The sequence below is a fragment of the Cellulosimicrobium sp. I38E genome (assembly GCF_001647255.1).
Lineage (GTDB): Bacteria > Actinomycetota > Actinomycetes > Actinomycetales > Cellulomonadaceae > Cellulosimicrobium > Cellulosimicrobium cellulans_E.
On the sequence record NZ_LUAZ01000071.1, the window covers coordinates 1 to 11530 of the forward strand.

Below are 11530 nucleotides of genomic sequence, written 5' to 3' on the forward strand. Positions count from 1 at the left end.
GATCCCGGTGCCGGGGAGGTGGTCCGGCGTGGGGGAGGGGTGGGTCACCGCACCACTGTACGGACGGACGCGAGGACGGTCGGCGGGACCCGGATTTCGCACCTGGTCCGGCGGGGCTGTATCGTTGGCTCGCCCGCACGGCAGGGGCTGCACGAGGTGCAGTCCGTTCCGGCGAGCGACAACTCCACACGGCAGGTTGCCCGAGCGGCCAAAGGGATCTGACTGTAAATCAGACGGCTCAGCCTTCGGGGGTTCGAATCCCTCACCTGCCACCGGAGCGACGGGGCGTCACCCACGGGTGACGCCCCGTCGTCGTCTGCCGGGGACCTGTCGTCGTCACCGCGTCACCCGGGCGCTCCACGACCCGGCGTCGTCGGGCGGTGCGCGATCCGGTGGGAAGCGGTGCTGACGGGCCCAGAAACGGCGGAACGGCGCCGATTTCGTTCGACGCCGTGTTCCGTGTAGAGTTTTCCGCGCTGCCCCGATAGCTCAGTCGGCAGAGCGTCTCCATGGTAAGGAGAAGGTCAAGGGTTCGATTCCCTTTCGGGGCTCTGTGGTGACGCGGGGTCGTCTTGCTGGAATACTGCAAGGCGACCTCGCGTTCAGTCACGCGGCGGGGTAGCTCAGATGGTTAGAGCGCACGACTCATAATCGTGAGGTCGCGGGTTCGATCCCCGCCTCCGCTACCACTTTCGACAATCTCGTACGGCGGCCGGCGTCGTGCGACCTGCACAGCACATGCGCCCTCCGGAGGCGCGAGAGGTGGCTCACAACCGTGGCAAGCAAGAGCGCTGACGTTCGCCCCAAGATCACGCTGGCCTGCGTGGACTGCAAGGAGCGCAACTACATCACGAAGAAGAACCGTCGCAACGACCCGGACCGCCTGGAGCTCGCGAAGTTCTGCCCGCGCTGCGGCAAGCACACCGCGCACCGCGAGACCCGCTGAGCCTCCGGCTCCGCGCCCGCGCACCGCAGTGAGCGTCAACCTGGCCTACGTCGGCCGCGAGTACCCCGCCAACGCGCCGTACTCGGTGGGACGCGAGAAGCTGCGGGAGTTCTCCGGCGCCGTCGGCGCCACCCACCCCGTGCACCACGACCTCGTGGCGGCGCGGGGTGCGGGCTATCCGGACCTCGTCGCACCTCCGACCTTCGCGGTCGTCGTCGCCCAGCGGGCGGAGGGGCAGCTCATCGAGGACCCCGAGGCGGGCATCGACTTCTCGCGCGTCGTCCACGCGGACGAGCGCTTCACGCACCACCGGCCGATCGTCGCGGGCGACGAGCTCGTGACCGTGCTGCACGTGGACTCGATCGTCGAGCGGGCCGGCCTCGCGATGGTCGCCACGCGCTGCGAGATCGCCGCGGTCCTGCCCGACGGCGGCAGCGAGCCGGTCTCGACCGTCACCTCCACCCTCGCCGTCCGCGGGGAGGGCGCATGAGCACCGACGGAACCCGCCCCGTCCTCGCCGACCTCTCCGTCGGTGACGTGATCGGCACGCGCACGGTCGAGGTCGACCGCGCGCGCCTCGTCCGCTACGCCGGAGCGAGCGGCGACTTCAACCCGATCCACTGGAACGACGCCTTCGCGGCCGAGGTCGGCCTGCCGGGCGTCATCGCGCACGGCATGTTCACCATGGGCGCCGCCGTCGCGCTGGTCGAGGACTGGGCCGGTGACCCGGGCGCCGTCGTCGACTACCAGACGCGCTTCACGCGCCCCGTGCCCGTGCCGAACCCCGGCGTCGCGACGCTCGAGGTCACCGGGACCGTCGGCGTGGTCGACACCGACGCCGGCACGGTCCGCGTCGACCTCACGGTCACGTTCGAGGGCGCCCGCGTGCTCGGCAAGACCCAGGCGGTCGTCCGCCTCTGAAGCGCGGTCGCCCTGGGCGACCACGCGCTCCTGACGCCACGAGGGCGCCGCACCCGGCCGGGTGCGGCGCCCTCGTCGTCGTGCCGGTGCCGTTCGCGCGTCAGCACGTCTCCCAGGCGACGCACCCGCTGTCCTCGAGCGACGGCTCGACCGGAGTGTCCTCGGCCGGTCCCTCCTCGAGGTACGTGGTCCGGCCGGAGGCGGACAGGATCACGCCCTCGAGCTGACCCTGTGCCTCCATCTCCTCGAGGACTCCCGGATCGAGCTCGTGCGACGACTCGAGGACGCGGTGCTCCACCGGGTCGTAGACGAGGCGGTCCGTCTGGCCCTGGAGGGACCGCTGGACCCCCTCGCCCGTGCGGCCCAGAGAGTCCGTGACCTCCCCGAGCGGCGTGCTCGTGGGCAGACCCGTCATGATCGTCCACAGGGCGTCGCGCAGCGCTGGCGGCGCCGGGCTGTCGACGAGCAGGGACCGGGCCATGTCGAACACCTTGTCCTCGGCGGACCCTGCGCCGCGGTCCGGCTCGACGCTCGCTCGCAGGAGCTGCTCGAGCTGCGCGGGCTCCGTCGGGAGCGCGTAGAGCCCGTCCCACCCGATCATGACGCGCTCGCCGTCGATCAGGAGGTTGCCCCAGCCGCGGGGGCCGAACGAGAAGTCGTCGTCGGGCGAGCCCTCGACCGTGACGACGCCGGGCCGGTCGTTGCCGGACCATGAGTCGCGCACCTCGTGCGAGGCGGCTCCCGTGGAGTCCGTGCCGGACGACTCCGACCGCACGTGCCAGTACGGGGCGTCGGGCCATCCGCCGTCGATCGTCGGTGCGTCCGCGTCGGGGACGTACGGGGTGACGGACGCGGGCAGCAGCGGCTCGGTGCGCAGCAGGCCGTGCTCCCGTGCCGCCCAGGTTCCGGCGCCCGTCACGACGGCGAGGGCGCACACGCCGGCGACGACGGCACGACGACGGCGCCGGACCCGGCGCGCTGCCGGGACGACCCGGGCGATGTCGACGTCGATGCGGGGCGCGGCGGCGTCGACCCGCTCGCGCAGGGAGCGCGCGAACGCGTCGTCCGTCCTCGTCAGGGTGTCGCTCATCGCTGCCTCCTTGCGTCGGTGCTCCGGGTGGTGGGGTGCGGGGTGGAGGACTCCGGGGTCGCGTCCGCGGCGCCGAGGACGGAGCGGAGCTGGGCGAGCCCGCGCGACGCCGTGGACTTCACGGTGCCGACGGAGACGCCGAGGTCGTCGGCGACCTCCCTCTCGCTCAGCCCGACGAGGTGGCGCAGCACGACGATCCGGCGCTGGCGGGCCGTGAGCGTCGCGAACGCGCGGACGAGGACGTCTCGCTCGGCGTGCTGGTCGGCCCGGGCGTCGCTCGCCGTCTCGGGGAGGTCGGGCGGGGCGACCAGCACCTCCCGTCGACGGCGGCGCCACGTGTCGACCCGCAGGTTGGCGAGGGTGCGGCGCGCGTAGGCGTACGGGTCGCGTCCGCGCGCCGTGCGCCAGTGCAGGTACGTACGGGTCAGGGCCTGCTGGACGAGCTCGTCGGCCAGGTGCTCGTCGCCGCACAGCAGCCACGCGGTGCGCGCGAGCCGGGGAGCGGCGCCCGCCATGAAGTCGCTGAACTCCTGCTCGTGCGAGGTGACCACCCGCACCACGGGCAGGAGGGTGTCGGGTGGGGGGCTCTCGTCGGGCTCGTCGGCCGAGAGGGCGATCGCGTTCACGGTCATGACTGTCACACGCGCGACGGCTCCGGAAGGTTGAGTCTCGAGCGGGCGACCGGCGCGCACGATTCGACATCGTTCGCCACGGCCCGCCCTCTTTCGCCATGGGAACGCTCCCACTACCGTGGGTCGCGCCCCTCACGACGTCGAAGGAGACGCTCATGACCCAGCACGGTGGCCGAACCGCATCCCACGACCCTCGCGACCGCAGCCCCGCGCCCGTGCCCCCGCGGGGGCTCGACCGACGCACGGTCCTCGCGCTCGGCGGGGCGCTCGCGCTCGCCGGGCTCACGGCGACCCCGGCGGCAGCACGTCCGGGCGTGGCCCTGCCCGCGGCGACGGGCGCCGTCGGGCAGGCGGCCGGTGGCCCGGCGCGGGGCCGCGCGGCGTCGGTCCAGCGCGCCCACGGCTTCCTCGCCGCGGCGACCGACGCCTACCCCGACGTCAACCCCGGCCCGCGGCTCGCCCAGTCGTACGCCGACCAGCTCGGCCTGTTCTCCACGGCGTTCGTCTACGACAACGCCCTCGCGATCCTCGCGACGCTCACCGCCGGCCGGCGCTACCTCGACCGCGCGCGGGCGCTCGGCGACGGGCTCGTGTTCGCCCTCGAGAACGACCCCGACCACGACGACGGCCGGCTGCGCCAGGCGTACAACGTCGGGCCCTACACCTTCTACGACGGCACGCCGCAGGAGCACGGGCTCGTGCTGCCGGACGGCACGGCGAACGTCGGGTGGCAGTTCGGCTTCCTCGGGACGGCGGTGGGAGACATGGCCTGGCCGGGCATCGCGCTGCTGCACCTGCACGCGGTGACCCGCGAGCGCCGCTACCTGGACGCGGCCCGGCGCCTCGGCGCGTGGATCGTCGCGAACACGTGGTCGCAGGCGCCCCTCGGCGGGTTCTCGTTCGGCGTGGACAGCGCGAACACCCCGATCCCCAACGGCTCGACCGAGCACAACGTCGACTGCGTCGCGTTCTTCCGCCAGCTCGGGGCCGTGACGCGCGACCGGCGCTGGAGCCGTGCCGCCGAGCACGCGCGCGCGTTCGTCGACCGCATGTGGGAGCCCGACGGCGGCTACCTCTACACCGGGACGAACGACGGCACCGAGATCAACCGGGACCCGCTCCCGCTGGACCCGCAGACGTGGGGGTGGCTCGCGCTGCGCGAGCGGCGCTACGCCCGCGCCCTCGACTGGGCGGACGACGCGCTGGCCGCGCGCGACGTCGCGGGCGAGGGCGTGTCGCAGCTCCCGGCCGGGACGGTCGTGGAGGGCGTGACGTTCTCGAGCGCGAGCCTCACGTCGACCGCGTCGTACAACGGGCTCCCGGTGCACCAGCAGGGAGTGTGGCTCGAGGGGACGGCGCAGCTCGCGTCGGCGCTCGCGGACCGCGGCGCACGCGGCCGGGGGAGCCGCGACGACCGGCGGCGGGGTCGCCGCGGCTGCGAGCGGGACGACGACCGGGTGCGCGCCGAGGGCCTGCTGCGCGAGGTGCAGGGCGCGCAGGAGGGCGTCGGGGCCGGTCAGACGATCGGCGGCGCGGCGTTGCCGGAGCGGTCGGGCGTCGTCGCCGCGTCGAGCCTGCTCGACTCGGGGTTCGGGTTCGGGTACTTCCAGGTCCAGCACGTCGGGGCGACGTCCTGGTACCTCATGGCGGCCGCGCGCGCGAACCCGCTCCAGCCCGGCCGGCTCGCCTGACCGGTCCGAGCGGCCGGTGTCAGGTGGTGGGGGCGGGGCCTGTCGTCGTCCCCACCACCAGCTCGACGTCGAGCTCGACCGTCGTCGGGGCCTCGCCCGCGAGCTGGCGGATCACGGCGAGACCGAGCTCGGACCCCTTGCGGGCGAGCGGCTGGTGGACGCTCGTGAGGACGTCCGGGGCGAGCCAGGGCAGGTCCAGCCCGTCGAACCCGGCGACCGAGACGTCGTCGGGCACGCGCAGGCCGAGCTCGCGCGCGGCGAGGAGCGCGCCCGCGGCGAGCAGGTCGGAGTGGGCGATGACGGCGGTCGGGCGCGTCGCGGGGTCGGCGGCCGCGGTCGTCCCGTCCGCGGCGGTGCTGCCCAGCAGGGCGAGCGTGGCGGAGCGGCCGTGCTCGACGAGCGACGCCTCGGTCTCCCAGCTCGCGACCGGTTCGACGACGTCGCGCACGCCCGCGAGCCGGTTGGCCGTCGGCGTGCGGTCCACCTGGGCGAGCCGCTGCGCGTCGATCGGGCCGCTGCGGTCGGAGTTGTCGAGAGGGAGCGAGACCTCCGCGACGCGCGCGTGGCCGAGGTCGACGAGGTGCCGCACGACGTCGGCGGTCCCGGCGCGGTCGCGGATCGCGACGAGCGGGGTGCCCTCGACGGCGCGCCCCTCCCCGATGACGACCGGCACGCCGCGGCGCTGCAGCGCGGCGAGCGTCGCGTCGTCCGACCCCACGCCCCAGACGAGCACGGCGACGTCCATCGCGGCGCTCTCGACGAGGGGGTCGACGGCGCGGGCCGGGTCGTCGGACGGGATGCCGGGGATGAGGAGGACGCCCAGGCCGTTCTCGCCGAGCGTCGAGACGAGGCCGTCGAGCACCTGCACGGCGACGGGGTCCCGGAACGCGCGGCGGAGCTGGTCGCCGACGACGACGCCGACCACGCCCGACCGGCCCGACCGGAGCTGCCGGCCGAGCGGGTTGGGCCCGGTGTACCCGAGCTCCTTCGCGGCGTCGAGCACGCGTGCCCGGGTCTCCGGGGTGATCGGCCCGGCGCCGGAGAAGGCGAGCGACGCCGTCGAGACGGAGACTCCCGCGAGCTCGGCGACCTTGGCGAGCGTGGGCCGGTGGGCCGGCGCGGCGGCCGCCGCGGGCTCCCGGTTCCCGGGGGTGTCGCTCATCACGCTCCCTGCCTCCCGCGCGCGCGGGATTCTCGATTGACGCGCGGCCAGCGTACCCGCACACTGGTGACCATGCCTCGAATCGATTCGAAGCGCACTCTCGTCCGTCGGATCGAATCGATTCGAGGAGGTGCTGCGCAGTCTCCGTCCGACCTCCTGTCCGACCCCCGCGCCCTGGCCCGGGCGCGCTGGGTCCTCCTCGGCGTGTTCGCGCTCAACGGCGTCATGATGTCGAGCTGGCTCGCGCGCATCCCCTCGGTGCGCGACGCCCTCGGCCTCACCCCCGCGGACCTCGGCGTCGTGCTCCTTGCCGGAGCCGTCGGCGCGCTCGTGACCGTCACCGCCGCCGGCCCCTTCGTCACGCGCTTCGGCGGGCGGGTCGCGTTCGGCGTTTCCGCGGTCCTGTTCGGCGTCGCGTTCCTCCTGCTCGGCCTCGGCCCCGCGACCGGCTCCGTCGCCCTGCTCGCGGCGGGCATCTTCGTCAACGGGATGGCGTTCTCGCTCGGCAACGTCCCGATGAACGTCGAGAGCGCGGGCATCGAGCGGCGGGTCGGGCGCACGATCCTGCCCCAGTTCCACGCGGCGTTCTCGATCGGCGCCGTCGTCGGCTCGCTCGTCGGTGCCGCGTGCGCCCACGCGCAGGTCCCCGTGCTCGTCCAGTTCGTCGCGACCGGCGCCGTCGCCACGGTGTGGCGCCTCGCCGCGATCCCCGCGACGGTCCACGACACGCTCCCGTCGCGGAGCCCCGCGACGTCCGAGGCGCCCGTCGCGACCCCCGCTCCGGTCGACGCGCTCGGCGACGCCGTCGTCGACGTCGAGACGGCCGGGCTCCGCGCCCGCCTCGCCCGCCGCGGCGCCCGGCTCGGGGCGGCGCTCTCGGCGTGGCGCGAGCCGCGCACGCTGCTCATCGGCCTCGTCATCCTCTCCGCCGCGCTGTCCGAGGGGTCGGCCAACGACTGGCTCTCGCTCGCCGTCGTCGACGGGTTCGCCCAGACCGAGGCCGTCGGTGCCGTCGTGTTCGGCACGTTCGTCGCGGCCATGACCGTCATGCGCCTCGCCGGGACCCGCCTCATCGACCGCTTCGGCCGCGTCACCGTGCTCCGCGCGTCGGGCGTCGCGTCGATCGCCGGGCTGCTGCTCTTCGGGTTCGCGCCGACGCTCCAGCTCGCCGGCGTCGGGGTCGTGCTCTGGGGCTTCGGCGCGGCGCTCGCGGTGCCCGTCGGCATCGCCGCCGCGTCCGACGAGCCGCTGCGTGCCGCGAGCCGCGTGTCCGTCGTCTCAGCGTTCGCGTCCATGGCGTCGCTCGCCGCGCCGCCGCTGCTCGGCCTCGCCGCCGAGGCCATGGGCGCGCGTCACGCGCTCGTGCTCATCGTCGCCGCGATGGTCCTCAGCGTCCTCCTCGCGCGCCAGGTCACGCCTCTGCGGACCCCGGCCGCGCTCGCCGCCCGGGCGCCGCGTCCCCCGGCGGGTGCGGACGACGGCGTGCCCCCCGGGGTGGAGGATGGTCCCGAGACCGACGTGGCGTTCGTCGCGGACGCCACCGGCCGGTCGGGCGGCACCGACCAGGACAGCTCGATCGGCGCCGTCCCCGACGAGGCCGTCGACGCGCGACGTCCCCGCCGCTCGCGCCGGCCCCGCGCGACGACCCGCACCGGGACGTCCGCCACCGCCCACCGTGCCTCCGCACGCCGTCCCCGAACCCGCCCGTCGCACCGCCGCGAGGAGACCTCCGCATGACCACCGCCCGCACCGACCGTCGCGTCGTCGCGCTCGCCACCTGGGCCGTCTTCGCGGTCTTCTTCCTCAACGGGTTCAACTTCGCGACCTGGGCGTCGCGGCTGCCCGCGGTCCGCGACTCGCTCGGGTTCACCGAGGCGCAGATGGGCCTGCTGCTCCTCTTCATGGCGGTCGGGTCGCTGCTCGCGCTGCCGCTGTCCGGCATGGTCGTCCAGCGGCTCGGCGCGTCGAAGGCCGTGACGCTGTTCGCCGTCGCGAACGTCGTGGGCCTCGTCACCGCCGTCACCGGCGTGGCGACGGGGGAGGACGTCGTCGTGCGCGTCGGGCTCTTCCTCGCCGGGATCGGCACCGGCGTCTGGGACGCGGCGATGAACCTCGAGGGCGCCGCCGTCGAGCAGCGGCTCGGCAAGGCGATCATGCCGCGCTTCCACGCCGGGTTCTCCTTCGGCACCATGGCCGGTGCGGGCGTCGGGGCGCTCATGGCCGCGCTGCACGTCCCGGTCCAGGTGCACCTCACGGCCGCCGTCGTGCTGAGCCTCCTCGGCGTCCTGTGGTGCGTGCGGTTCTTCCTGCCCGCCGGCCAGGTGGAGCACGTCGTCGACGCGGCCGAGGACGCCGCCGGGTCCGACCCCGCCGCCGCGGCGGGCAGCGGCGCCCCCCTCACCGCGTCGGAGAACGCGCGCGGCGCGCTCAGCGCGTGGACCGAGCCCCGCACCCTCCTCATCGGGCTCGTCGTCCTCGCCGCCGCGCTCACCGAGGGCGCCGCGAACGACTGGGTGAGCCTCGCGGTCGTCGACGGCTTCGAGACGTCCGACGCCATGGGCGCCGTCGGCCTCGCCGTGTTCCTCACGGCCATGACCGGCATGCGCCTGCTCGGCACGGGCCTGCTCGACCGGTACGGTCGCGTCACCGTGCTGCGGCTCGGTGCGGCGCTCGCTCTCGTCGGCCTGCTGCTCTTCACCCTCTCGCCGAGCATCTGGCTCGCGCTGCTCGGCGTGGTCGCGTGGGGCATGGGCGCCGCGCTCGGGTTCCCCGTCGGGATGAGCGCGGCCTCCGACGACCCGGCACGCGCCGCCGTCCGCGTGAGCGTCGTCGCGACCATCGGCTACTCCGCGTTCTTCATGGGCCCGCCCCTCATCGGGTTCCTCGCCGAGCACGTCGGCTACCGCGCCGCGCTCCTCGTGATCGCCGTCCCGGTCGTCGTCGGTCTCCTCGTCGTCGGCGCCACGCGCCCCCTCCCCACCGCCGCGGGCTCCGCCGGCCAGCAGGCGGCCCAGCGCTCCGAGGAGACCCCCCGCCGCTGACCCCGTCCGCGAGCCCGCGCGGGGGCGAACTACGCTGGGGCGGTGACGTGCGAACCCGCTGCCCCCGTCGACCGAGACCTGCCCGAGATCGTCCGGACCGCCCCCGGTCTGCGCCCCGACGCCGTCGGCGCGCCGTCCCTGGCGGAGCTGACGACGCTGCGCGTCGGCGGCCCTGCGGACCGGTACGTCGAGGCGCACACCGAGGCCGAGCTCGTGGACACCGTGCGCGCGGCGGACGAGGCCGGCGAGCCGCTGCTCGTGATCGGCGGCGGGTCGAACCTGCTCGTCGGCGACGAGGGGTTCGGCGGGGTCGTCGTGCGCGACCTGCGGCGTGGGATCACCGTGGACGCCGAGGACTCGTGCGGCGGTGCGAGCTTCCACGCGCCGGCCGGGCAGGACTGGGACGAGCTCGTGGCACGTGCGGTCGCGGAGGAGTGGGTGGGCGTCGAGGCGCTCTCCGGCATCCCCGGGACGGTCGGTGCCGCGCCCGTCCAGAACATCGGCGCCTACGGGCAGGAGGTCGCGGGCGTGGTCTCGACCGTGCGCGTCTGGGACCGGGAGCGGTCGCGCGTGCGCACGCTCGCGCTGGGCGAGCTCGCGTTCGGGTACCGCACGTCGCTGCTCAAGCGCAGCATGCACGTGGCAGCGGACGAGCCGGGCGGAGACGGCGAGGCGAGCGGCCCGTGGTACCCGTCGCCGCGCTACGTCGTGCTCGACGTCGGCTTCCAGTCCCGCCTCGGCTCGCTCTCCGCCCCCGTCGCCTATCCGGAGCTCGCCCGGACGCTCGGCGTGCAGGTCGGCGACCGGGCCCCGAGCGCGGACGTGCGCGACGCCGTCCTGGCGCTCCGGGCCCGGAAGGGCATGCTGCTCGACGGCGTCGGCCCGGACGTCGCGCCCGTGGCTGCGGGGGACGCCGTGCCGGGGGAGACGGGACCGGACCAGGACCGCTGGAGCGCCGGGTCGTTCTTCACCAACCCCGTCGTCCCGGCAGACCAGGCCGACCTGCTGCCGGCGGAGGCCCCGCGCTACCCGGTGCGCTCCGCGACGCCGTCCCGCACGACCGGCCCGAGCCTGGGCGAGATCGACCCGACGCTCGTCAAGACCTCCGCCGCGTGGCTCATCGAGCACGCGGGCTTCACCAAGGGCTTCGGTGTCCACGGCCCCTCGAGCCTCGCGCGCCTGTCGACCAAGCACACCCTGGCGCTGACCAACCGGGGCGGCGCGAGCGCGGAGGACCTGGTGGAGCTCGCGCGCGCGGTCCGCGACGGCGTGCTCGACGCGTTCGGCGTCGAGCTCGTCCCCGAGCCCGTCCTCGTCGGCGTCTCCCTCTGACCTTCCCGCGCTGAGTGCATGAGATAGTGGCGTCCGGGCCATGCCGGCGCGACTATTTCATGCACTCAGCGCGGGGCGGGAGTCAGTAGACGAGGACCGTCGTGCCCGGGTCGGCGTGCCAGGAGTCCCAGAGCCAGTTCATCGCGGAGTTCGCGACGCGCACGCAGCCGTGGGACGCGGGCCACGGCGGGATCGAGCCCGAGCCGTGCACCGCGATGCCGCCCGTGAAGAACTTGGGGCGCCACATGTCGCCGAGCTCGAGGCTCGACGAGTGGTTGCCGTCGACCTGCCGGCCTACGTGGAACTCGCCGCGCGGCGTGCTCGCGCGGTAGGTGCGGCCCTTCGCCTCGTACGACTCGCCGTTGCCCGACGACGCGTTGACCACCGTGACGACCCGGCCGTCCTCGACGGCGAGCAGGAGCTGGCGGTCGAGGTCGATCTCGATGACCTTGCCCGACCCGCTGCGCGGCTGGGGCGTGACGCCCTCGTCGAGCGCGGCCTGCGTCGCGGGGCCCACGACGCCGTCGCGCGAGAGCCCGGCGGCCTTCTGGAGAGCCCACACGGCCTGCTGCGTCCCGCCGCCGAAGTCGCCGTCGGGCGCGCCGATGAAGTAGCCGAGGTCGGCGAGGCGCTGCTGGAGCGCGACGACGCGCTCGCCGGTCGCGCCGCGGGCCAGCTCGGCGGGCTCGACGGGCGCGGGCGGCGGCTCGGGGGT

Annotated in this window: 11 protein-coding genes and 3 tRNA genes; 10 read left to right on the forward strand and 4 right to left on the reverse strand. The window is 74.9% G+C overall.

The window, feature by feature from the left end; all coding sequences use genetic code 11:
• Positions 1 to 190 precede the first annotated feature (190 nt).
• The 6 genes from A0J59_RS18520 to A0J59_RS18545 all read left to right on the forward strand — a co-directional run bounded on the left by A0J59_RS18520 (position 191) and on the right by A0J59_RS18545 (position 1867).
• Positions 191 to 272: transfer RNA gene (locus A0J59_RS18520), tRNA-Tyr, on the forward strand.
• Positions 273 to 478: 206 nt separating this feature from the next.
• Positions 479 to 551, forward strand: a tRNA-Thr gene (locus A0J59_RS18525).
• 61 nt (positions 552 to 612) lie between these two features.
• Positions 613 to 689 (forward strand) — tRNA-Met (locus A0J59_RS18530).
• 86 nt (positions 690 to 775) lie between these two features.
• The gene (gene rpmG / locus A0J59_RS21885) at positions 776 to 946 is read left to right on the forward strand and encodes a 50S ribosomal protein L33 (protein ID WP_021482899.1); all 171 of its coding nucleotides are present in this window, start codon (positions 776 to 778) and stop codon (positions 944 to 946) included.
• Positions 947 to 974: 28 nt separating this feature from the next.
• The gene (locus A0J59_RS18540; RefSeq protein WP_064317084.1) at positions 975 to 1436 is read left to right on the forward strand and encodes a MaoC family dehydratase N-terminal domain-containing protein; all 462 of its coding nucleotides are present in this window, start codon (positions 975 to 977) and stop codon (positions 1434 to 1436) included.
• On the forward strand, positions 1433 to 1867 hold the full coding sequence (locus A0J59_RS18545; protein ID WP_047234159.1) for a MaoC family dehydratase: 435 nt from the start codon (positions 1433 to 1435) through the stop codon (positions 1865 to 1867). Before A0J59_RS18540 ends, A0J59_RS18545 begins: the two co-directional genes overlap by 4 nt.
• Positions 1868 to 1967: 100 nt before the next feature.
• Here the strand turns inward: A0J59_RS18545 and A0J59_RS18550 are convergent, their stop codons facing one another.
• Together A0J59_RS18550 and A0J59_RS18555 are read right to left on the reverse strand one after the other, a co-directional pair.
• Positions 1968 to 2957, reverse strand: a complete 990-nt coding sequence (locus A0J59_RS18550; protein WP_064317085.1) for a hypothetical protein — start codon at positions 2955 to 2957, stop codon at positions 1968 to 1970.
• Positions 2954 to 3583 (reverse strand): SigE family RNA polymerase sigma factor, encoded by a 630-nt coding sequence (locus tag A0J59_RS18555; protein ID WP_369799795.1) that lies wholly within the window; start codon positions 3581 to 3583, stop codon positions 2954 to 2956. The genes A0J59_RS18550 and A0J59_RS18555 overlap by 4 nt, the downstream gene beginning before the upstream one ends.
• A gap of 161 nt (positions 3584 to 3744) precedes the next feature.
• On the opposite strand from A0J59_RS18555, the gene A0J59_RS18560 reads away from it, so the two are divergent.
• Positions 3745 to 5280, forward strand: coding sequence for a Tat pathway signal sequence domain protein (locus tag A0J59_RS18560; RefSeq protein WP_255365341.1), 1536 nt, complete (start codon positions 3745 to 3747; stop codon positions 5278 to 5280).
• Positions 5281 to 5299: 19 nt separating this feature from the next.
• Here A0J59_RS18560 and A0J59_RS18565 read toward each other — a convergent pair whose 3' ends face one another.
• Complete coding sequence (locus A0J59_RS18565) at positions 5300 to 6442, reverse strand: LacI family DNA-binding transcriptional regulator (protein WP_064317087.1); 1143 nt, start codon at positions 6440 to 6442, stop codon at positions 5300 to 5302.
• A gap of 204 nt (positions 6443 to 6646) precedes the next feature.
• Here A0J59_RS18565 and A0J59_RS18570 point away from each other — a divergent pair, with 204 nt between their 5' ends.
• From A0J59_RS18570 to A0J59_RS18580, 3 genes are all read left to right on the forward strand, one after another.
• Positions 6647 to 8179, forward strand: a complete 1533-nt coding sequence (locus A0J59_RS18570; RefSeq protein WP_064317088.1) for an MFS transporter — start codon at positions 6647 to 6649, stop codon at positions 8177 to 8179.
• Entirely contained in the window at positions 8176 to 9483 is a 1308-nt protein-coding gene (locus A0J59_RS18575) for an MFS transporter (RefSeq protein WP_047234155.1), read from the forward strand. The genes A0J59_RS18570 and A0J59_RS18575 overlap by 4 nt, the downstream gene beginning before the upstream one ends.
• A gap of 78 nt (positions 9484 to 9561) precedes the next feature.
• Entirely contained in the window at positions 9562 to 10815 is a 1254-nt protein-coding gene (locus A0J59_RS18580) for a UDP-N-acetylmuramate dehydrogenase (RefSeq protein WP_369799796.1), read from the forward strand.
• Between the two features lie 82 nt (positions 10816 to 10897).
• On the opposite strand, the gene A0J59_RS18585 is transcribed toward A0J59_RS18580, so the two are convergent.
• The coding region (locus tag A0J59_RS18585) for a L,D-transpeptidase family protein (protein WP_156533176.1) at positions 10898 to 11530 on the reverse strand (633 nt) is incomplete at its 5' end.